The organism is Mucilaginibacter pankratovii (genome assembly GCF_014773265.1).
Classification (GTDB): Bacteria; Bacteroidota; Bacteroidia; order Sphingobacteriales; family Sphingobacteriaceae; genus Mucilaginibacter; species Mucilaginibacter pankratovii.
This window is the reverse complement of the sequence record NZ_JACWMY010000022.1, coordinates 1-22,428: the sequence shown is the minus strand read 5'-3', so window position 1 is coordinate 22,428 and position 22,428 is coordinate 1. Positions and strand designations below refer to the sequence as shown.

Below are 22,428 nucleotides of genomic sequence, written 5' to 3'. Positions count from 1 at the left end.
TTCATGATGGGGTGTTGAAACAGGTTCAACATGACGACTGTTTACGTTCCGAGCAGTCGTAACTCATTTTAGAAGCAAAACATAGCGTCTCATTCGGTTCTATATTTCCTCCGCCACAAACAAAAATGGCTCCTCAAATTGCAGCGTATAAAACCCGTCTGCTGTAGTAATATATACCGCTTCGCTTTCCGCTGTTAATCCTTCGGTCGTTATGCCGGTTGCTGCCGAAAGCAACTCCACCCGCTCCCCTGCAGGTTTCCATTTGCTAAAACCCGATGTTACCGGGAAGATCTTTTTATTGCGGCAAAATATCACCAGGTTTATTTTATCGGCATAAAATAAAAAATCGCCCAGCTTAAATTCATCGGTAACAATGTTTACGGCCGAATAATCCGCCGCTATCAAATAATTTAAAGCCGTTTCTACTGTGCTCCCCCCGCCTGCCGCTATTAGCTTTACATCAGACTGCGTTTCGGGTTCCAAAGCATCAGCAACAACGAGATCTATCTTGATGCCGTAGGCGTTTATCTGCTCCGCGGTGGCGGGCGTGGTAATTACCGTTGGGCTCCACTCCAGCAGCTGGCCCAGCAATTCGGCATCAAAGGTATCCAACCCAAGGACCAATAAGGCGGGTTCCTGTTTTTCGCGGACGATGTGGTGTGACGACATTTTTTATAAAAACCGTGTTGTTTAACAAAGGTAATTTAAATAAATAGCTTAATATTTGTTAGCACATCACAGTGGAAGAAAAGCAAACACCGGCCCGGCGAAAAATTATTCATATTGATATGGATGCTTTCTACGCGTCGGTAGAGCAGCGCGATAACCCGGAACTGCGCGGCAAACCGCTGGTTGTTGGCGGCCTGCCCGAGGGGCGCGGCGGTGTGGTAGCAACCGCCAGTTACGAGGCGCGGAAGTTTGGCATCCGATCGGCCATGTCGAGCAAACGGGCCCTGCAGCTTTGTCCGCATGCCGTTTTTTTGCGGCCGCGGTTTGCCGCATATAAGGAAGCATCGCAGCATATCCGCGAGATCTTTAGCCGTTATACCGACCTGATAGAACCCCTATCGCTTGATGAAGCCTACCTGGATGTTACGCATGATAAGCTGAACATCGGCTCGGCCATTGATATTGCGAAAGAAATAAAGCAGGCTATAAAAGATGAGCTGAACCTTACGGCCTCCGCTGGTGTGTCTATAAATAAATTTGTGGCCAAGATAGCTTCGGACATGAAAAAGCCCGACGGACTAACGTTCATCGGCCCCTCATCTATCGAAAGCTTTATAGAGAACCTGCCGGTTGAAAAATTTTATGGCGTGGGCAAAGTCACCGCCCAAAAAATGAAGAAGCTGGGGCTTTTTACCGGGGGCGACCTGAAACAGCTGACGCTGGAGCAGATCACCGGGCACTTTGGTAAGGCCGGCGCCTTCTATTATAATATAGTACGCGGTATTGATGACCGCGAAGTGCAGCCCCACCGCGAAACAAAATCCATGGGTGCCGAGGATACTTTTGCTTACGACCTTACCACGGTGGAAGAAATGAACGCCGAACTGGAGAAGATAGCCAAACTGGTGAACGAGCGCCTGCTTAAATACCAGTTGAAGGGCCGCACCGTCACCCTCAAAATAAAATACAGCGATTTCAGGCAGATAACGCGCAGCCAATCTTACCCCGATTGCCTGGATGATATGCAAATGATATTGGATATCGCCAAAAACTTACTGCTTACCACCGATGCAGACAACAGCCGGGTAAGGTTGCTGGGCATTACGGTATCAAATTTTAACACCGCAGAAATAAAACCATTGGGAATACCCACTCAATTGAAATTATTCTGATCAATTTACCCCAAAAAGCTTCCTAAATAACTGCTTTTAATAAAATTACTGATAAATACAGCTTATGATATCATTTTAACAATATGCTATATCTTTTTAGTAGTTATTTTAGTGAAATTTGCATTAAATTTTATTCCTTGTAAGAAAATAACAATTTTTTGTCATTTTTTTTGTCATTTTCATTTTATTATTCTACTTTTAGATTATGCCTCTAAGAAAATATAAACATATTTTAACTTTTTTCTTGCTCTGCGAGGCGCTTTTTCTATTATCCCTGCCATTTTTTGAACAAAAAGAAAACTCTTCTATTGATTCGCTTACAAATCAAAGAGTCAATCAAGAAAAACGCCACATCAGCGCGGCTTTTTATTTAAAAAACCGGTCGAACAGTTTTCAAACGCATAGGATTCGCTTCCAATCCATACAAAAGGAAGCATCCACAATTTTAACTTCAGGGTTCTCTTTCCTGAGAAGTGATTACCGTCAGTATAACCAAACCGCCCGGCGGCTTACTAAACTGATGCTGTTTCCGTACCATTCCTTTTGGTAGGGTAACAAGGGAGCAACAAACTACAAGTTTTTCTGAACTGACATTACCAAAAAGCCTCTTTACGTAGCCAACCGTTTTGAAAGTACCCGGAAATAACATGCCGTTATTGTTTCCACTTTTGTTTAATGCCCACCACCAGGGCTCCCCGACTATTTAATTTAATCACTTATCACAACAACAAAATGAAAAAAATTGTACCATTTGGCATACTTGTAATTGTAGTTATACTGGCGTTTATATACCCGGGTAACGTAGCCGCCGCCAAACCAGCCGAATTTGCACCAGCCGATGTTGCCTGGTTGCTTATCTCTACCGCACTTGTATTATTAATGACCCCGGGCCTCGCCTTCTTTTACGGCGGTATGGTTCGTAAGAAAAACGTTATTTCTACCATGCTGCAGAGCTTTGTTTGTATGGGCCTTATCACTATCATCTGGGTAGTATTTGGTTTCAGCATGGCATTTGGCGAGGACGTTGGCGGTTACGGTATTATTGGTAACCCTAAATCATTCTTTATGATGGGCAATACCATTGGTGTTGCATGGGGTACTATCCCGGTTGTATTGTTTGCAATGTTCCAGCTGAAATTCGCGGTTATCACACCAGCGTTAATCACCGGTGCATTTGCAGAGCGTATCCGTTTCAACTCTTACTTAATTTTCATCACCCTTTTTATCGTAATCATCTACATCCCGCTTGCACACGCAACCTGGCATCCAGAGGGTTACTTCTTTAAAATGGGCGTGCTGGATTTTGCCGGTGGTACCGTGGTACACATGAGCGCTGGCTGGGCTGCATTAGCATCGGCATTATACCTTAAAAAACGTAACGTAGCAGAAGAGGCTCACACGCCTGCACGTATCAGCTACGTAATATTAGGTACAGGCTTGCTTTGGTTTGGCTGGTTCGGTTTCAACGCAGGTTCTGCTTTAAGCTCTGGTGAGCTTGCTGCTACTGCATTGGCAACTACGACAACCGCATCTGCTGCGGCTGCCATGTCATGGATATTTTTTGATATTTTAAGAGGCAAAAAACCGTCTGCAATGGGTGCTTGTATAGGTGCCGTAGTAGGTTTGGTTGCTGTAACCCCTGCTGCCGGTTTCATTACCGTATCAAGCTCGTTAATAGTTGGTATTGTTGCCGCTGTGGTAAGTAATTTAGTAGTTATATGGCGCTCGAAAACAAACATCGATGATACGCTGGATGTTTTCCCTTGCCATGGTGTTGGTGGTATGATGGGTATGCTTTTAACAGGTGTATTCGCTACAAAAAGTGTTAACAGTGCAGGTGCAGATGGTTTAGCTTATGGCGAAACATCATTATTTGTAAAGCACCTTATTGCACTGGTTGTTGTTTCCGCATTTGCTTTCTTCGGGTCTTTGCTATTGTTGAAGATCACCGATATGATAAGCAAGTTGCGTGTATCTGAAGCCGACGAACTCGCTGGTCTGGATATGAGCCAGCACGACGAAGAGCTATAACTATACATCGAACGTGTTTATAAAAAGGGGGCGCAATTTGCGTCCCTTTTTTGTTTTACAGCGGATTGGTGCTTGGGGTGGTTTCCCTTCGATGAGAGGCGAAATTTTAACATAGAGACACGATACTTCGCGTCTTTGTCTATTTATATGAGGGAGGGCGTGTTAACCCGATGTCATTCCGAACGAACAGAAGCGCAGGGCCATGAAATGGGGTGAGGAGAAATCTTATGCGATACGCACAGCGGGTTTGCAGAATGCAACGGCGGCGCGTATAGGATTTCTCTTTCGCGCCACCGCTTACACCCACCACTTGCTCTATCGAAATGACAGCGGGGATTAACTATCTCTACATCATCACGTTAATTCACCTTCTCAAACCTAGCTGCCCAGCCACCGCCGGATGCCAGCTTTACAGTTAATTTATCCTTTGAGGTTAGTGTTACTTCTTTGCGTACATAATCTTCGCCGTTACGATTGGCGTTTATCCCATCGCTGAATAAAATGGCTTTATAGCTTCCTTCGCCTAAAAACGAGAGGTCTATCGTAATTTCTCTTTCATCCCAGTTGGTCATGGCGCCGGCATACCAGGTGGTGCCTTTGCGGCGGGCGATGCTTACAAAATCGCCAACTTTGCCATCCAATGCTACGGTTTCATCAAAAGTAGTGGGTACCGATGCGATGTAATCTGTACTTTCCTGCTCTTTTTTATAAGCGGTAGGGTTATCGGCCATCATTTGCAGCGGCGCCTCAAATATGGTGAACATGGCCAGCTGGTGGGCACGGGTCCCCTGTGTCATGGGGTTGCCGTTAACCGGGCGGAAACTGGCTTTGGAGGCGTTTCGCATCCCGCCGGGGGTATAATCCATCGGCCCGGCCAGCATCCGGATAAAGGGGATGCTCACATCATAAACCGGCTGGTTGTTTACGCCCCATTTCATATTCTCCAGGCCTTTTACACCTTCAAAGTTGAGGATATTGGGGAATGTGCGCTGCAGGCCCGATGGTTTGTACATGCCATGATAATCTACCAGTAAATGATGGTTGGCGGCTTTTTGCGCTATTTCGTATAAGGAATTTACGGCAAATTGATCGTCACGGTCGATAAAATCTATCTTGAAGCCTTTGATGCCCATTTTTTCGTACTTATCAAAAACGGCTTCGGTTTGCTGCATGGTGGCGTACCAGCTTGCCCATAAAATGATGCCTACATTTTTTTCTTTAGCATAAGTCACCAATTCTTCAATATTGATATCCGGCGAGATTTGGTTCAGATCGGTATCCTTTGACCAGCCTTCATCAATAATAATATATTCCAGTTTATTAGCCGAAGCGAAATCGATATAATACTTATAGGTAGGCACATTGATGCCGGCTTTAAAATCAACACCGGTGATGTTCCAGTCGTTCCACCAGTCCCAGGCAACCTTGCCGGGTTTTATCCATGTTTGGTCGGCAATGCGCGATGGCGATGCCAGCTTTTGCACCATGTCGTTATCGGCAAGCTGTTTGTCTTCCGTGCTGATGACCACCGCGCGCCACGGGTATTGGCGGGTGCCGGTTGTTTTGGCCATGTATTCGGCGCGGCGTTTTACCACATAGTTCATATCGGCATAACCACCCGCAGCCTGCTCCAGCGGGTAGGGCGCGAAAGTGCCGCGCAGGCTGTTGCCTTTTCCGCTGATGAGATACATGCCCGGGTAATCTTCAATGTCAGCCTCTAAAATGGCGGCTTTTATTTGATCGTTTACGTTTACTAAAACCGGTAAAAAAGCAAGCGTATCTTTTTTTACGGTTGATAATTTCAGCGTATCGTAGTGTGCCTCGTACGAGGTATTGTATTTATCCTTTGCGCGGAAATCATTTACAAAGGGCAGGTAGGCTTTAGTATCGGTGGCAAAATTAAAGTTGGCTTCCTCGTCCTTTAAGGTGATGGTTTCCTTAAACTCGGTTGTAAAGCGGTAGGCTACACCATCATTGTACGCCCGGAAGATGAGGCCGTAATCGCCGTTGAATTTTAGGGCAAGCTGATTGTACTGATCATGCACCTTTGCCCGCTTGTATATGGGCGTATTAAAATACTCGTCCTTATCACTTGTCTTGTCGCTTTTTACAATGGCGTTTAATCCCAAAACGGAGCCGTTGTTGAGCACCAACGATACGTTTGACGGCATGATCACATCCGTTTGCTGGTATTTTACTGCCCAGTTAATGGTTGCACCCGCGTTCACGGTCATATCAATTTTGCCATCCGGCGATTTGATGTGATAGGTTTTTGTTTGCGTTTGTGCCGTGGCGAAGAACGGCATGGCAGCCAGCAGCAGTAATATTCTTGTTTTCATGGGCGAATTAAAAATTGGTGGATGAAAATAAGTTTTTTATTGTTTTGATGACGGTTAATATTTAACCATTTATAGTTCAATTTTGCTCAAAATGGTACTTAAACCGCTATCCCCAACCCCGGCGCATTATTCAGCACCCATTTGCCATCGGTAAACTGCGGCAATTGATAAGGGTTATTGCTCGTAAGAAAAGGTCCATCCAGGTCCGCCCAGTCACATTGCGGGGCAAGTGCTGCGGCAGCGAGGGTGGCGCAGCTGGTTTCGGTCATGCAGCCTATCATTACCTTCAGGCCAAGTTCGCGGGCTTTATTCAGCATTTGTTTAGCCTCGTACATGCCGGCAGCTTTCATTAGCTTAATGTTGATGCCATGGTAAACACCGCTGGCCTTCTCCACATCGGCCAGGCGCTGTACGGCTTCATCGCCAATAAGCGGCAGGGGGCTATGCTCTGTCAACCAGGCGTTGCTATCCACATCGGTTTTTAGCATGGGCTGCTCTATCAAAACCACGCCCTGTTCTTTTAGCCAGTACACCAGGTCGAGGCTTTGTTTGCGGTCGGTCCAGCCCTGGTTGGCATCTACAAAAAGGGGCACATTGGTTACCGAGCGGATGGTTTGGATGATCTCCTTATCGTTATCGCGCCCGAGCTTTACTTTGATAATTTTAAAATCCGCGGCTTCCTTCAGCTTTTGAATAATTACCTCTTTGGTATCAATCCCAATAGTAAAGCTGGTGATGGGCATTTTTGCCGGATCGGTGCCCAGCAATTCCCAGCAGGGCTTGCCCTGCAGTTTGCCATCCAGATCGTGCAGGGCGATATCGATGCCCGCTTTGATAGCCGGGTTGCCGGGCGCTATGCTATCCAGGTAGCTGATGATAGAACCAAAATCAAAGGGGTATTGAAATTGCCCGGCATCTACCTTGCTTAAAAATTCGTTAGCGGTTTCGTAGCTCTCGCCCATGTAGGGCACCATAGATGCCTCGCCATAGCCCACAACACCTTCATGCTCCACCTGCAGCAGCATAACCGGCGTACTGGTGCGCGAAAATTTAGCGATAGTGAACGTATGTTTTAAAGTGAGTTCGAATTGCTGGTAAGTAAGCTTCATTCTTATTCTTCTGTTTTGATCATTAGCTCCCAGTAGATGCCCATTTGCCCGCGGTTTTCAAACGTGCCGGCAGGGAGTTCTTGGGGGAATTTCTTTTTGGAGATATCTATGGTTTTTACAAACTGCGTTAGCTCGAATAATTTACCCTCCACAAACTGCAGAATGGCGTAATCCCAAACGGCGTAGTGGCTCAGCATCCAGGTGAATTCCGCATCAAATTTTCCCTGGGTCATGTAGTCGTTCAGGATACTGTAGGATTCGAAGATTGCGGCCTCGTCCAGGTCGTCTACCCCGGTGAGCCAGTCGGGTTCAACTATCGACTCCCAGTTTAGGTAAATCAATCTCTTCATGGCTTCAAGCTTCGTCGACTCATCATCCGCTTCGTGGAAGACTTTCAGGTATTCACCATGTATAGCCTTGTAATTATCCAACACCAGTTTATCGTCCTGCCAGTCATCTTTAGTCGATGCATCGCTATTCAAGCGATATTGAGTCCGTTTATAGATCTCATGCTCGTTTTGCGACAGGCTTAAAAGGGATAAAGTCATTTTTACTACATAAAACTCAAAGCTAAAATAATACTTCTAAAAGCTGCTTATCTTTGCGGCCATGGCGGTACAAATTTATCACCCTTTCAGCAATTTCAGCTTCGGTAATACTAAATGCTTTTTAACCGGCCAGCCGCTCAGCACCACTGAAGAAAAGATCCAGGTTTTTCCGCAATGGCTCATGAGCATGTACAACCTGCAGGACCAGCCCTTTAAACTGCTCGATGAAAGCATCGCCACCTACAAAGACCTCAAGATCCCCTGCTCTGCAGCCATTAACGAGGCGTTTTTAGAGCCCTTAGAGGCCGAGATAGCCGCGGCCTTTAGCAAGGGCTACGAAGGGGTGAAAGCGCTGGATGAACACCGGCTTTTTCTATGGGTGGCCAAGCTGATGTACGGCATTATTTTTAACGAATTGCAGGCCGGCATAAAAATGCAGCACACCCAGGGCGAGGAGTTTAATATCTCGCAATCCATTATCCACAAGTTCGGCCATTTGCATTTGATGCTGCAAAGCATTAACCTGCCTATACAGTTTGAAGATTTTAAGCCCTACAGCCTGTTTTTATTTAAGGTAGATAATAACGAGAAGGAATTTGGCTACCGCGACGAGATAAACACCCAAACCTTTGCCCTGCGGATAAAAGACTTTGGCCTTGTGATGTGCCTGCAGGATAATGGTGCTAATGGCAATTATCATCGCGAACTGTTTGATAAGATAAAAGACGAAACCCTGCACCCTATACAATTCGAGGAGTTTTCGGGACGGGTGTTTTACTCCAATTACCTGTTTAACCGCCTGCCCGAGTACGAGGTGATGCCCTTGGGCGAGGATATTTTTATAGAGGCCATGCCCCTGCGAGGCTTTAACAGCAAGCCTTTGTTTGACGAATGGATGAATAAAACCTACGGCCAGGTGCTGGAGAATTTTTGGAAAAACTGGGGCTTCTTACTGCTCGAGATCATCAAAAACCCCAACCAGCCCATGAGCTTTTTGTTTACCCCGGATGGCACCCGCATTGCTGCATCGACAATTGAATTGCCCCGCTAAAACTGCGCGATAAATTCGTTGATGATACCGTGATGCAGTATGATGGTTATTAAAATACCGCTCAAGGCCCCAAACAAGTGGGCATCGTGGTTGATATTATCGCGTGCGTGTTTGGATGCAAAGTGGCAGTACACCAGGTAAAGGATGCCAAAGATCCAGGCGGGGATCATGAAGGGCAAAAATATGAGCCCCATTTGCCCTTTTGGATTGAACAATATCGCGCTAAAAATTACTGCACTGATAGCGCCCGATGCCCCTAAGGTGTTATACCAGGAATCTTCCTTGTGCTTATAAATTGATGGAAGGTCGGCCAGTATCATGGTTGCCAGGTATAATACCCCAAACTGCCAGTGCCCCAGCACCGCCTCTAACTGAAAGGCGAAAAAGTAGTACGACAGCATATTAAAGAACAGGTGGTTCCAATCGGCATGGATCAATCCGCTGGTGATGATGGTATATACCCGGTAACCGCGCGAAACCTCGTAAGGGTTCAGGATAAATTTGGCATAGATGTTTTGGTTAGAGAACGCCAAAAGCGAAGTGCCAAGCGTTAGTACAAATATAAAGGAAGCCACGGGGGCCAGCGTTAGGTATTCTATCATTTAAGGTCGAGTTTGGTATCAGTTAGCAACCTGCCTACCGGGTAGCGCAGGTATGTTTTTTCGAAATAGAGCGAATTACGGTAAACAAAATTGAGCTGGGCCGCGGCGCTGTTTGCCATTTTAGGGTCCTTTGCTTTTTCATCATCCAGTTTTTTGCGCAGGTCCGGGTCTTTTTTTAGCAGGTCGGCGGCAATATCCTCAAACACATAGTCGGAAAAATATTCCTTTTGCCCCAGCACCGAATCAAAAAAGTTCCAGGCGAAGAACGAGTCCACGCCCTGCGGCTCCAGCGTTTCTACAATGTAACGGTTAATGGGCTGGTTTACATATACCACGTAATCACCGGCGTAAAATTTAATTTTATTAGCCACAGGGTTCAGCTTTACACCGCTGTGGATATAGTGCCCTTCGTAAGGGCGGGTGCCCGTTTTATAATCGGCAATGTAATACATCTGCAGGCTCAGCGTGGTATCATGCGCCAGTTGGCGCATGGCTACCCTGTTCAGCTTAAACAGCTCTATCACCTTACCCCAAGCCTGCGGGATAACGTAAGCCACCGGCTTTTCGGCTGTGGCGGTTGCTTTGTAGGTATTAAAGAATTTAATGATTTTAGTGTAAGGTTTATCGCGGTCGTAATACAAGCGTTTCAAGCCGCTTACCTCGCTGGTTTTGTACCCGGCCTCGTAGCCTTTAAAGGTAATGGTATCTACTTTACTTTCATCTAAGCCCCAGGCCAGGGCGAATGTTTTTTGCTGACTCACTTCAGCATCTACCTTTTTACGCAGGTCGCCTATTGCTTTTGCATCCCGCTGGCAAATGGCTATCAGGTGCTCCATAAAGTTATAGGTGGCATACAGGCGCTTGTCGAACGGTTTCAGCATGTGCGTCTCCGTCATATAGCTGATCATGTTATGCTGAGCCGCAAAACCGGTGGAGAACCTTGGTGTTTCCATAAAACTTACGATCCCCGAATCCGGCAGGCCGCTTTCGCCGGCACCATAGGGGATCATCTCAAAGCCGCTTTTCTTCATGCCTTTGTACAGGTCGGCCGTCATTACTTTGGCGGTATAATCTGCCAGCAGCGGGTTTTGTTTATCCTTTTGCGTTTCTATTAGCGTCATCACGTACTGGTAATCGGCACCATCGCTTACGTGGTTATCCAGTAGTACTTCGGGCTGCCAGGTGTTTAGTATTTGCGCAAAGGCCAGCGCGTTACGGCTATCGGCTTTTATAAAATCGCGGTTCAGATCCAGGTTGCGGTAGTTGCCACGGAAACCATAAGCGTCGGGCCCGTTCTGGTTAGCGCGGGAGTGCCCCCGGTTCATGTTCCCATCAATGTTATATACGGCTATGATGCAGATCACCACATCCTCAGGCAACTTATTGTTTTTGAGCAGGTCGCGTGTAAGCATCATGCTGGCATCGATGCCTTCGGGTTCGCCGGGGTGGATTCCGTTGTTGATGAGCAGCACCCGTTTGTTTTGCTTTTTTATACGCGCCAGATCGAACACCTTGTCCTTAGATAAAACCACCAACGTTAAGGGCTTGCCCACATCCGTCATCCCGTAATTGACGGTGCGCATCTGCGGGTACTGTTTAGCCAGTTTTTGGTAGTAAGTAATTACTTCGGCATGGGTGGCCGAGTAGTTCTTATTTTTGCTGAGTTCGAATGGGGTAAGCTGGGCATGCGCCTGTATAAAGCAAAACAGGGGCAGCACCAGTAACAGGGATCTTTTCATATCGGTACAGCAAATATAAAATAGGCGTTGAATAATTATTTGGCGGGCGATATTTCTGCCTGTAACTTTTTTGGGAGGCTTTTAAAAACCAGGTGATACGAATGATCTATCATTTCGCAAAGTTGCTTGCGGGTGAGTGTACCGTTCATGTAAACCGTGTTCCAATGGGCTTTGTTCATGTGGTAGCCGGGTTTCACCTCGGTATAGCGCTCTCGTAGGTCTATGGCAAGTTCAGGGTCGCACTTGGCATTAAAATGGTGCCCGTCTTGCAAACCGGCCAGCAAAAATATTTTTCCGCCAACTTTAAACACTAAAGTATCCTCCCCAAAGGGGAAACCTTCTTCCACTGCTGGCAAAGCAAGGCAATAATCGCGCAGTTCTTCTATATTCAACTTAGTTGCCGCTTATAGATTTATCGTAAGAATGTTCTGCCCCAAAGTTGTACTTCAGCCCGATGGTTATCTGGCGGTATTGGTCGGGCGCGTTATTTTTAAATTTAGAGGTTGGGTCCTCGTAGCCATCCAGGCCTTCTCCAAAGGTTACATTATGCTGGTAGCCGATATCAATACCAAATTTTGGCACACCGGTATAATCAAATATCTTAAACTCGTAACCAAACCGCAAAGGCACAACAATGTTTACCGTTTTTTGCTTCCCCGGGAACTGGTAGCCCGGGTCTATCAGGCTAAACCTGTTGGTGTTTACATCATTAAACATCGCCCCGACACCTATACCGCCGTAAAAATTCTTCAGGATATTTAAGAACCCGCTGCGGTAGTAATCTATGGCATCTCCCAATTGATAATCTACATGTAGAATAAGGGCTTTATATTTGTTTTCGAACCGGCGGGTGTCTTTATCTTCGGCAACGGTATTACCACCGCCTCTTAATTTCCCCGTCTGAAATTCTAACACAATTGGCACGTAAGGGTTGTAATAGTAGGTAAAGTTGGCGCTGTAGCCAAAGTCGCTATACCCTTTTTTCAGATCGGCAAGCGGGTGGATATAGCTGGCCCCAACACCAAAACCGAAAGAATTATAGTTATAGCCGCCCTGGCCTTTCGCTAAAAAGGAAGCAAACGTAACAGCAACCAATAATATGTACTTTTTCAAAATAATTAAGTTAAGATTATTTACAATTTTGTACCCGGAACGCTTCACAAAAAATTTTCACTAATATAGGCTTTATATGGATTTTAACACACCGCTAAGTTTTACTGTTACCGAAAGATTTCTGCGCTACGTAACCATCGATACACAATCCGACCCGGCATCGCCAACCTGCCCTTCAACAGACAAACAAAAAGATCTTGGCCGACTATTGGTAAAAGAGCTGTTAGCTATAGGCCTTACCGATGCCCATCTGGACGAATTTGGTTACGTGTACGCCACCATACCAGCCAATACTGATAAGATAGACGTACCGGTGATATGCTTTTGCTCGCACATGGATACCGCGCCCGATTGCAGCGGCAAGGATGTAAAACCATTGCTCCACCGCAATTATACCGGTGCGGATATTGTTTTGCCCGATGATACCGCACAGGTTTTACGCATGGCCGGGCATCCGGATCTGAAGAATCAGATGGGTAACGACATCATCACCGCATCTGGCACTACCCTTTTGGGTGCCGATAACAAAGCCGGTGTTGCCGAAATTATGGATGCCTGCTACCAGCTCATTAATCACCCCGAAATAAAGCACGGCGATATTAAGATCCTGTTTACGCCCGATGAAGAGATAGGCCGCGGCGTTGATAAAGCCGATATTGAAAAGATAGGCGCCTTTGCCTGCTATACCATTGATGGCGAAAGTGCGGGGAATATGGAGAATGAAACGTTCTCGGCAGATGGCGCGCGGCTGACCATCAACGGGGTAAGCTCTCACCCCGGTTTCGCCAAAGGCAAAATGGAAAGCGCTATAAAAATTGCGGGCCTGATCATTGCCGCCCTTCCCTATGATCTATCGCCGGAGGGCACCGAAGGTATGCAGGGTTTTGTACACCCCGTAGATATTGCCGGGCACGTAGAAACCGCTACGGTAGATTTTATCATCCGCGATTTTGAGGAAGAATTGTTACAGAATCATGCGGACGCGATCAGGAAAATTACCGAAGAAGTATTAAAAGGTTTTCCTAATTCCACCTACACCCTCGATGTAAAAGCCCAGTACCGCAACATGAAAAATGTACTGGCACAGCACCCGCAAATAGTAGATTACGGCATGGAGGCCATTCGCCGCGCCGGTATGGAACCTAAACTTTGCAGCATCCGCGGCGGCACGGATGGCTCGAGGTTATCATTTATGGGTTTGCCCACGCCGAATATTTTTGCAGGGGAGCATGCCTTCCATGGCAAACAGGAATGGGTGAGTGTACAGGACATGCAAAAGGCAGTGGAAACAATATTGCATTTGTGCAGTATTTGGGAAGAGAAAACGTAGGCCCTGAAGAGTGGCGGAGCCCCTTGTCATCCTGAGGAACGAAGGATCTAATAGCCACCATGCTATCGGCGACAGCATGGTGGCTACTTTGCATTTGGTTAATAGATGTTTCGCTATCGCTCAACATGACAAAGCGAAAAGAACTCTTAATACAGCAAATTATCATACGGGTATCTCTCCGTATGGATCTTCTTTACGGCATCGTATAACATCGTTTTAAATTCTTCCACGTTCTCTTTTTCGGTGGCGGAGATGAATATGGCCGGGGCGTTATTCTTAGCCATCCAACTGTGGTTAAAATCGTCCATAGTGAGTGGTGTGTCTTTTATGTCGATGTTGTGGTCGGCGGGGTTAAAAGCATCTATCTTGTTGAACACGGTGATTGTTTTTTTATCAACCACTTTCAAATCCTTCAAGGTCTCATTTACCGTGCGGATCTGGTCCTCAAAAGTAAGGTGTGATACATCCACCACGTGGATCAGGATATCCGCTTCGCGCACTTCATCCAGGGTAGATTTAAAGCACTCTACCAAATGGTGAGGCAATTTGCGAATAAACCCAACTGTGTCTGATAATAAAAATGGCACGTTCTCTATCACTACTTTGCGTACCGTGGTATCCAGCGTGGCAAACAGCTTATTCTCCGCAAACACATCAGATTTTGCCAGCATGTTCATGATGGTAGATTTACCTACGTTGGTATAACCCACCAACGCCACGCGGATGAGTTGCTGGCGGTTTTTGCGCTGGGTTTCGTTCTGCCTGTCGATGAGTTTAAGGCGTTCTTTCAGCAGGGAGATCTTGTTCAGGATCAAACGCCTGTCGGTCTCTATCTGGCTTTCACCCGGGCCACGCATACCAATACCGCCCTTCTGGCGCTCTAAGTGGGTCCATAAACGGGTCAATCGTGGCAGTAAATATTGCAATTGGGCCAATTCCACCTGCGTTTTTGCCTGCGCCGTTTGCGCGCGGTTTGCAAAAATATCAAGGATAAGATTACTCCTATCCAGGATCTTCACCTGCAGCTCACGCTCTATATTGCGCATTTGCGAGGGTGTAAGCTCATCGTCGAAAACGACGATGTCTATTTCTTCGGCAACAACATATTCTTTTATTTCTTCCAGCTTACCCGTCCCCACAAAGGTGGAACGTTCCGGGCGCTGTAATTTTTGGGTAAAGGTCTTTACGGTGAGGCCGCCGGCTGTGGCAACCAAAAACTCCAATTCTTCTAAGTATTCTTTTTCTCGTGCTTCTGTTTCGTTGGGTGTTATCACACCCACCAGCACAACTTTTTCCTGCTTCACAGCAGTATCATAAAATTTCTGTTTCATTCAAAAAATGATTAACATTTAACCATAAAGGTAAATGTAATTTACCTTATTATAACTCACGGGGTGGTGGTTATGTTCACATAGCGCAAAATTGTTTTGTATTAACGATATCGCTTCTAATAAATATTAAGAAGCATTAAATAAGGTGAGCGTTACAAACAGGTAAGTTGGTAACAAAGACTTTCGTGCAAAACCATCACAGGCCCGGCTAAATTGAAAGTGTGGTATGGAGTATTACATTAACATGATGGCACAAAGATATGGAAAGCGAAGTTAATTACAAACATTCACAGATTATCGCAACAATTAAGGTTGTTAAAACCAAGAAACTACATAAAAATCACGCTGTTCCACCTTGATTTCAAAATCCCTTTTTAAAAGAAAAATATTATCCGGATTGTTTGCAAGCAGAATATTTATTGCAAAAAAAACTGTCGCCAATAAAATTAAAGTAACCGGTATAAATCGCGGAGCCTTATTGATATCCACAAAATTTTTAAGGCTTAAAAAAATGACAAACCAAATTAGCAGATAAACTACAAGATCAACAAGCAACGGCAATAAAAAGAATTGCTGAGACATTGATGTGTGAAAGCCTTTGCATGTGTAAAGAAAAGGAAACCCGGTAAAATCGATCGACCCAATGTCATCTACAAATGCGATTGATCGCATAGTAATTAATGAAAAAGAAACGATTGTAAGCGGAACAACAAACTTTATAACTATCTGCTTCATCATTTTTATTACAACCCCTTCACAAACTCCTGCATCGCTTTCCCCGGATCGGCCTGTTTCATAAAGTTTTCGCCGATGAGAAAACCCTGGAAACCAACCTTCTTCAAGTCCTTAATAGTTTGCGTATCGCTGATAGCGCTTTCCGAGATCTTTAAAAATTCGCTGGGGATGTGCTCCACCAGGTCGTAAGAGTTTTGCACCGATACCGTAAAATCGGCCAGGTTGCGATTGTTTACACCAATGGCATCCAGGTTGGTATCGATACTGCGTTCCAGTTCTTCCAGGTTATGTACTTCTAAAAGCACATTCAGCTCCAGGCTTTTGGCAAGGGCGGCTAAGTTTTTTATTTCTGCGGGGGTAAGGATTGCAGCAATGAGCAGGATAATATCGGCGCCTAACGCTTTTGCCTCTACAATTTGGTACTCGTCTATCATAAAATCCTTGCGCAGCACCGGGATGGTGTTGGCGCGGCGGGCACGTTTCAGGTCTAATTTACGGCCACCGAAGAAATTACGGTCGGTAAGTACGGATAGTGCCGAAGCGCCTGCATCGGCGTATTGTTTGGTCACCTCTTTTACCAGGGCCTCATCATTGATGATGCCTTTGGAGGGTGATTTGCGTTTAAACTCGGCGATGATGCCCGTGCGGTCTTCCGCTAATAAAAAATCACGGAAGGAATACGTTTCCCGGTGGAAATATTCAGATTCCTCCAGTTCGATGTAAGTGGTTTCGCGCTTATCGCGGTCAACTTCTCTTTTTTTATGTGCGACTATTTTATCGAGTATGTTCATGCCATTTCAAATTTAAATAACAATTGTCATTTCGAGCGAGCGAAGCGACGAGAAATCTTATACGGCTTGCAAAACTCGCCACTTGTTATATCGAACAAGATTTCTCACTATCGTTCGAAATGACAAGTTATTGAACGCGTTATCCTTTTAACCAGTTCTCCATCATTTCCTTACCATATTCGGTCAGTACCGATTCGGGGTGGAACTGTACACCGCGCACATCGTATTCTTTATGCCTTAAAGCCATCACGGAGTTATCTTCCTCATCAATGGCGGTAACGGTAAGCACTTCCGGCAGATCTTTTTCCACTACCCAGCTGTGGTAGCGGCCTACTTTAAAACTTTCGGGCAGTCCTTTAAAAAGCTGCTCGGTACCGTCTGTCACCTTTATGGGGGTGGCAATGCCGTGCATAGGTTGCGGCAGGTTGTACAACTTGCCTCCAAAAACTTCGGCAATTGCTTGCTGACCAAGGCACACACCAAAAATACTTTTGGTTGGTGCGTATTTTTCAATTACCTGCAGCAGCAAACCAGCTTCAGATGGTACGCCCGGCCCCGGCGACAGGATGATATGGCTGTAAGCGTCCACGTCGGCTATCTTAAACTGGTCGTTCCTCCAAACATCGCATTCCAGGCCAATCTCATTAACCAAATGCACCAGGTTATAGGTGAACGAATCGTAATTGTCTATTATTAATATATTGCTCATTTGTCTGAACCTTGATTTTTCGGATTAAGGGATTTCCCTGATTCCAATGTGTTTAATCTAATCTCTATTCTCCAGCCTCTAATCTCTAAAGACTTTCCGCCAACTCTATCGCTTTGCGCAATGCAGCTATTTTATTATCTACTTCTTTTAGCTCGCTTTCGGCAATCGAGCCGGCTACAATACCAGCACCCGCCTGGTAGTGCAGGGTGTTGTTCTTGCTTAAAAACGAACGGATCATGATGGCGTGGTTAAAATCGCCGTTGAAACCCAGGTAGCCGATGGCGCCGCTGTAAAAGCTGCGTTTGCTTTTTTCGTTCTCGTCGATAATTTCCATGGCGCGGTATTTTGGCGCACCACTCAGCGTACCCGCCGGGAAAGTATCCGCCACAATTTTAAAGGAGCTTACGCCCGGTTTTAGTTTGCCACTTACGTGCGATACCAGGTGGATCAAATGCGAATAATATTGCACTTCTTTAAAAGCCTTTACGCTCACCTGCTCGCAATGGCGGCTCAGGTCGTTACGTGCCAGGTCAACCAGCATTACGTGCTCTGCAGATTCTTTGGGGTCGGCCTCGAGTTGACGGGCTATTTCGGCATCTTTTTCATCATCGCCGCTGCGCTTAAAGGTGCCGGCTATCGGGAAGATGCTGGCGACGCGGTTTTTGATGGTGATCTGCGCCTCCGGCGATGAGCCAAAGATGCGGAAATCGCCAAAATCGAAATAGAACAAATATGGCGACGGGTTGATAGAACGCAACGCCCGGTATACATTAAATTCATCGCCCAAAAACTTGCGCGAGAACGCCCGCGATGGTACTATCTGGAAAACATCGCCGCGGTAGATATGCGTTTTCATTTTTTCAACTATCGCAATAAATTCCTCGTTGGTCAAATTTGATTGCTCGGCTTCCTTGCTCTCAAAAGTATACTCCGGGAAGTTTTTGTTTTTAATGAGATACTCCAGTTTTTCCAGTCCGTTGGTTTCCGGCTGGCCTTCTACCTGGTTATGGAAAATATAGAGTTCGTTCTTAAAGTGATCTACCGCTATGATGTAACTGTAGATGTGGTACTGCATCACCGGGATCTTGCGCGGGTTATCGGCAGTTTCTTTCAGTTTGATGGTCTCGAAATGCTCCACCGCCTCGTGGGTAAAATAACCAAACAATCCATTAGAAATAACTTTACCGGTTTGCGCATCGGTTTCAAAACGGCTTAAAAAGCTGTTGATCTCGTCCGTTAGTTCAAAGGTACCGGGCGCGCTCACTTCTGTGCTGCCATCCGGGAATTTCTTTTTCAGCTCATCATTATCCAGCACAAAACCGCTGATGGGCGCGCAGCAAATATAACTTAGGCTGTTTTCGCGGCTGTGATAATCCGAGCTTTCAAGCAGCAGCGAATTTGGGAAAACATCGCGCAGGCGCAGGTAAATGCTCACCGGCGTGGTGGTATCTGCAAGCAGCTTTTTATGTGTGGTATTTATTTTAAAAGTTGTCATTTTTCAATAGTCGTTAAAACGAAAAAACCCGGCGAATTGGTGCTCGCCGGGTTTCAATATAGGTTTATATTTGATTAGTAATGCATGTCAAAAACTATCCGGCTGCCAAATTTTGTTTGTTGCCACCAATAGATATTGTTCAAAGTTTTTTTCATGATCGGGGAGCAAATTTATAAAGAAAATTGATACTGCAAACTTTTTCTGCTTTTTTTTAATTACTCATGCCAAAAAAGGCGCGTTTGCTCTGTACAATTGCCACAACTACCACTATTATAGCGAGTGTATAAAAAATGGCGATGGTGCGGTGCTTGTTCTCGGGCAGGGTTTCTTTCTTCGATTTGGAGTGCCCGATGGTGATGAGCACGATAGCGAAGATCATCATGCTGATGTGCTCCACCGTCCAGTAACGGGCGGTTGCTTCGTGCATGGTTTCTTTGGCAAACACTACAAACGGACTGATAAAATACAATGCCAGGCCTATCAAAAGCTGCGTGTGTGCCGATATCAAAGCAAACAGGTTAAGCTTGCGGTTACCTTCTGTATATTCTTTTTTGCTAAGCCAGCCGGCAAACGATTGCAGAACGGCCAGCAGCAATAATACCATTACGATGTACCGGAAACCGGAATGCAGCAGTAGTGTGAGTTTATATAAAGTCATTGGAGTGAAAATTTGGTTCGAATATAAAAGTTTTGGTTGATATGGATGGGTAGATACGATGGATATTTAGCCGTAAAATAGAAAGGTGGTTCAGGTACACATAGTGATCTATAAGATTACAAACTTTAGTAGGACTTTGACTTACTCGTTTAATGTTTGGCTTATCTTCTTTTAAATCTGTGTTATCTAAAAAGAGTAAAAATTATGGCATTGCCTTCGGCCCGGGCTTTCCGTTACAACTCCTCACTCGGTACTGCTGATAGAAGCAGCGCCTCGTTCCGGGGTTTTCACTGCAATCCCTAATGCAGGCGCTTTGCGGTAAAACTCACTCAGGGAAACTAAATTTCCCCATCAGCACTTTCGGATTATTGCCTATCGCAATTGGCTCGCCGCACAAAGCCTCATTCCCCAGCAGGGCAAATAATATGGCCTCCTTTGCATCCGGGTCGATGCCTAATTCGCTGGTATTGGCGATAGTCACATTTGGTAGCGCCTTCTTAATATATTCCACTACAAAGGGGTTCCTGGCCCCGCCGCCGCTGGTGAAAAGTTTAATATCGGGTTCGTTAAAATTTGCGCGGATAAAATTGGCGATGCTTCGCCCGGTGAATGTGCTGAGGGTGGCCACTAAATCGGCTTTGGTTAAATTTAAAGTGCGGGTGGCTTGCTGGGCATCTGCAACAAAGTTTAAATTGAACAGCTCCGGTCCGGTGGTTTTGGGCAGGCTTTCGTTAAAGAACGGGTGATGCAAGAGGGCATCTAAAAGGGTTTCATTTACCGTACCCGAATAGGCTATCGCCGAATCCTCGTCAAAAGGCTTATCGAAGTACGCGCGGCAGGCAGCATCTATCAGCGTATTGCCGGGGCCTATATCGGTACACATCACGTTGGTATAATCGGCATCGGCTGGGAGATAGGTAAGGTTAGCTATGCCGCCTATATTGAGCAAAATTCGGTTTTCGCCGCGTTTGCTGCCTAACAATACGTCGCCATATAAGGCTAATGGTGCCCCCTCGCCGCCGGCGGCGATATGTTTCTGCCGGAAATCGCTGATGGTTAAGATGCCGGTTTTAACGGCAATATGGTCGGCATCGCCGATCTGCAGGGTGGCGTTGCCGTAGTTTTGGTGCTGATGCAGGCGCTTTGGCGCATGATAAATGGTTTGCCCGTGGCTGGCGATAAAATCTACCTCGGCTGGGTTAATGCGCCATTCGGCCAGTGCCTGTAAGATCAGTTCCGCATGGAAGCTGCCGATATAGGCATTCAGCAGGGTCACCTTTTCCAAACTTACCTGCTTTTGGGCAAACACCTGCTGTACTTCTTTTTTAAAAGCTTCTTTGTAAGGTGTGGTGATGAAGTTGATAAGCCTAAATTGCGTTTGCAGACCGCTGCCGCTGAAACTGCACAGGGCAATATCCAAACCATCCAGCGAGGTGCCCGACATGAGCCCGATGCCCAGCCGCTCCTCTTTTTGGGCAACGGCAAATAGTTCTTGCAGGTTTTTGTTCAATGGCGGCATGCGTGTAATTTACCAGTTTTGGGCAGCATAGCAAATGTAAATTAAAATGCCCTGTTTGTAAATATCCTATATATTTGTTTAACCCATTGTACACCAATACAACCCAAACCAACATGGCAAGATTAAATTTACTGGAAGAGACACGTTACGAGAAGCTGCCGGTGAGCGTTTATGCGGACCAAAAGACCGCATCGCTGGCAGTAGCAGCAAGGATAGCCAAACTGATCCGTGATAAGCAGGCAGCAGGGCAGCAAACCGTTTTGGGGCTGGCAACGGGCGTTACGCCCATCGGTGTTTATGCCGAGCTCATCCGTTTGCACCATGAGGAAGGGCTGTCGTTTAGGGATGTGATCACGTTCAATTTGGACGAATACTACCCCATGAAACCCGATGCCGTGCAAAGCTATGTCACTTTCATGAATGAGAATTTGTTCGACTATGTAGATATCGATAAGAATAATGTGCACATCCCTGACGGCACCTTGGATCAGGATGAGGTGGCCGCTTTTTGTTTGGATTATGAGAGGCATCTGTCGGAATTGGGCGGTTTGGACCTCCAATTGCTTGGTATCGGCCGTACCGGCCACATCGGTTTTAACGAGCCGGGCTCTGCGCCCAACTCGGGTACGCGCTTGGTGACTTTGGATGATCTGACCCGTCGTGATGCTTCCCGCGATTTTGGTGGCAAGCAGAATGTACCAACGAAGGCCATCACCATGGGTGTGGGTACCATTTTTAAAGCCCGCGAAATTATCCTGATGGCCTGGAGCGCCAAGAAGGCCCCCATCGTACGCAAAGCCGTGGAAGGCGAGATCTCGGGTGAAGTGCCTGCTACCTTCTTACAACTCTCCGACCATGTGGAATTTGTGCTGGATGAGGGTGCTGCATCAGCTTTAACGCGCTTTGATACCCCATGGCTGGTGAAAGATTGTGTTTGGGAGAATGAGTTGAAGAAAAAAGCGGTGATCTGGCTTTCGGGAACGGTGGGCAAACCCATCCTGAAATTGACCGAAGAGGATTATAACAATCATGGTATGGCACAACTGGCTGTGGAGCAGGGGCCTGTTTACAATATCAATATCGACATTTTTAACCAGGTACAGCATACCATCACCGGCTGGCCGGGCGGTAAGCCGGGTGCTGATGATAGTCAAAGGCCGGAGCGTGCCGAGCCTGCACGCAAACGTTCTATCGTATTCTCTCCTCACCCCGATGATGATGTAATCTCCATGGGTGGTACTTTTATCCGTTTAGTTGATCAGGGGCATGATGTGCATGTGGCTTACCAAACATCGGGTAATACTGCGGTATGGGATGATGATGTATTACGCTATGTAGAGTTCGCCATCGATTTTAAAGAAAGCGTTGGTGAGGATGCAGCTGAACTGAAGAAATTGTACGGCGAGATGCGCCATTTTATCGAGAATAAATTGCCTAATCAGATAGATACCCAGGAGATCCGCAACGTGAAAGGGTTTATCCGTAAA

At 46.2% G+C, this 22,428-nt stretch carries 20 protein-coding genes; 5 read left to right on the top strand and 15 right to left on the bottom strand.

Annotated elements, in window-relative coordinates; genetic code table 11:
* Positions 1-99 precede the first annotated feature (99 nt).
* Positions 100-669: a thiamine diphosphokinase gene (locus IDJ77_RS27235; protein WP_191192163.1), complete on the bottom strand. Its 570-nt coding sequence runs from the start codon at positions 667-669 to the stop codon at positions 100-102.
* 119 nt (positions 670-788) lie between these two features.
* On the opposite strand from IDJ77_RS27235, the gene dinB reads away from it, so the two are divergent.
* Both dinB and IDJ77_RS27225 read left to right on the top strand, forming a co-directional pair.
* Positions 789-1,841, top strand: coding sequence for a DNA polymerase IV (gene dinB / locus IDJ77_RS27230; RefSeq protein ID WP_224751263.1), 1,053 nt, complete (start codon positions 789-791; stop codon positions 1,839-1,841).
* 732 nt (positions 1,842-2,573) lie between these two features.
* Positions 2,574-3,872, top strand: coding sequence for an ammonium transporter (locus tag IDJ77_RS27225; RefSeq protein ID WP_191192161.1), 1,299 nt, complete (start codon positions 2,574-2,576; stop codon positions 3,870-3,872).
* Between the two features lie 359 nt (positions 3,873-4,231).
* On the opposite strand, the gene IDJ77_RS27220 is transcribed toward IDJ77_RS27225, so the two are convergent.
* The 3 genes from IDJ77_RS27220 to IDJ77_RS27210 all read right to left on the bottom strand — a co-directional run bounded on the left by IDJ77_RS27220 (position 4,232) and on the right by IDJ77_RS27210 (position 7,868).
* A complete protein-coding gene (locus IDJ77_RS27220) occupies positions 4,232-6,211 on the bottom strand; it encodes a glycoside hydrolase family 97 protein (protein ID WP_191192160.1) in 1,980 nt (659 codons plus the stop codon).
* Positions 6,212-6,309: 98 nt separating this feature from the next.
* A complete protein-coding gene (locus tag IDJ77_RS27215; protein ID WP_191192159.1) occupies positions 6,310-7,320 on the bottom strand; it encodes a dipeptide epimerase in 1,011 nt (336 codons plus the stop codon).
* A gap of 2 nt (positions 7,321-7,322) precedes the next feature.
* On the bottom strand, positions 7,323-7,868 hold the full coding sequence (locus IDJ77_RS27210) for a hypothetical protein (protein WP_191192158.1): 546 nt from the start codon (positions 7,866-7,868) through the stop codon (positions 7,323-7,325).
* A 61-nt stretch (positions 7,869-7,929) separates the two neighbouring features.
* Here IDJ77_RS27210 and IDJ77_RS27205 point away from each other — a divergent pair, with 61 nt between their 5' ends.
* The gene (locus tag IDJ77_RS27205; RefSeq protein WP_191192157.1) at positions 7,930-8,919 is read left to right on the top strand and encodes a hypothetical protein; all 990 of its coding nucleotides are present in this window, start codon (positions 7,930-7,932) and stop codon (positions 8,917-8,919) included.
* Here IDJ77_RS27205 and IDJ77_RS27200 read toward each other — a convergent pair.
* The 4 genes from IDJ77_RS27200 to IDJ77_RS27185 are packed head-to-tail and all read right to left on the bottom strand — an operon-like array spanning position 8,916 to position 12,373.
* Entirely contained in the window at positions 8,916-9,521 is a 606-nt protein-coding gene (locus IDJ77_RS27200) for a rhomboid family intramembrane serine protease (protein WP_191192156.1), read from the bottom strand. The genes IDJ77_RS27205 and IDJ77_RS27200 overlap by 4 nt on opposite strands.
* Positions 9,518-11,260 carry a M14 family zinc carboxypeptidase gene (locus IDJ77_RS27195; protein ID WP_191192155.1) on the bottom strand — a complete coding sequence of 581 codons (1,743 nt, stop codon included), beginning with the start codon at positions 11,258-11,260 and terminating at the stop codon, positions 9,518-9,520. Before IDJ77_RS27195 ends, IDJ77_RS27200 begins: the two co-directional genes overlap by 4 nt.
* A gap of 35 nt (positions 11,261-11,295) precedes the next feature.
* Positions 11,296-11,652 carry an MmcQ/YjbR family DNA-binding protein gene (locus IDJ77_RS27190; RefSeq protein ID WP_191192154.1) on the bottom strand — a complete coding sequence of 119 codons (357 nt, stop codon included), beginning with the start codon at positions 11,650-11,652 and terminating at the stop codon, positions 11,296-11,298.
* 1 nt (position 11,653) lies between these two features.
* Entirely contained in the window at positions 11,654-12,373 is a 720-nt protein-coding gene (locus tag IDJ77_RS27185; protein ID WP_191192153.1) for a hypothetical protein, read from the bottom strand.
* A gap of 76 nt (positions 12,374-12,449) precedes the next feature.
* On the opposite strand from IDJ77_RS27185, the gene pepT reads away from it, so the two are divergent.
* The gene (gene pepT, locus IDJ77_RS27180) at positions 12,450-13,703 is read left to right on the top strand and encodes a peptidase T (protein WP_191192152.1); all 1,254 of its coding nucleotides are present in this window, start codon (positions 12,450-12,452) and stop codon (positions 13,701-13,703) included.
* 146 nt (positions 13,704-13,849) lie between these two features.
* On the opposite strand, the gene hflX is transcribed toward pepT, so the two are convergent.
* The 7 genes from hflX to IDJ77_RS27145 all read right to left on the bottom strand — a co-directional run bounded on the left by hflX (position 13,850) and on the right by IDJ77_RS27145 (position 20,941).
* Entirely contained in the window at positions 13,850-15,034 is a 1,185-nt protein-coding gene (gene hflX, locus IDJ77_RS27175) for a GTPase HflX (protein ID WP_191192151.1), read from the bottom strand.
* 315 nt (positions 15,035-15,349) lie between these two features.
* Entirely contained in the window at positions 15,350-15,772 is a 423-nt protein-coding gene (locus IDJ77_RS27170; protein WP_191192150.1) for a hypothetical protein, read from the bottom strand.
* A gap of 5 nt (positions 15,773-15,777) precedes the next feature.
* Positions 15,778-16,560, bottom strand: coding sequence for an indole-3-glycerol phosphate synthase TrpC (trpC, locus tag IDJ77_RS27165; RefSeq protein WP_191192149.1), 783 nt, complete (start codon positions 16,558-16,560; stop codon positions 15,778-15,780).
* Between the two features lie 139 nt (positions 16,561-16,699).
* A complete protein-coding gene (locus tag IDJ77_RS27160; protein WP_191192148.1) occupies positions 16,700-17,269 on the bottom strand; it encodes an anthranilate synthase component II in 570 nt (189 codons plus the stop codon).
* A gap of 85 nt (positions 17,270-17,354) precedes the next feature.
* Positions 17,355-18,764, bottom strand: a complete 1,410-nt coding sequence (locus IDJ77_RS27155) for an anthranilate synthase component I family protein (protein ID WP_191192147.1) — start codon at positions 18,762-18,764, stop codon at positions 17,355-17,357.
* Between the two features lie 211 nt (positions 18,765-18,975).
* Positions 18,976-19,422 (bottom strand): cytochrome B, encoded by a 447-nt coding sequence (locus tag IDJ77_RS27150; protein ID WP_191192146.1) that lies wholly within the window; start codon positions 19,420-19,422, stop codon positions 18,976-18,978.
* A 325-nt stretch (positions 19,423-19,747) separates the two neighbouring features.
* Positions 19,748-20,941: an anhydro-N-acetylmuramic acid kinase gene (locus tag IDJ77_RS27145; RefSeq protein WP_317174376.1), complete on the bottom strand. Its 1,194-nt coding sequence runs from the start codon at positions 20,939-20,941 to the stop codon at positions 19,748-19,750.
* A gap of 86 nt (positions 20,942-21,027) precedes the next feature.
* Between IDJ77_RS27145 and IDJ77_RS27140 the strand changes: the two genes are divergently transcribed.
* A partial coding sequence (locus IDJ77_RS27140; RefSeq protein WP_262892807.1) for a 6-phosphogluconolactonase occupies positions 21,028-22,428 on the top strand: 1,401 nt, incomplete at its 3' end.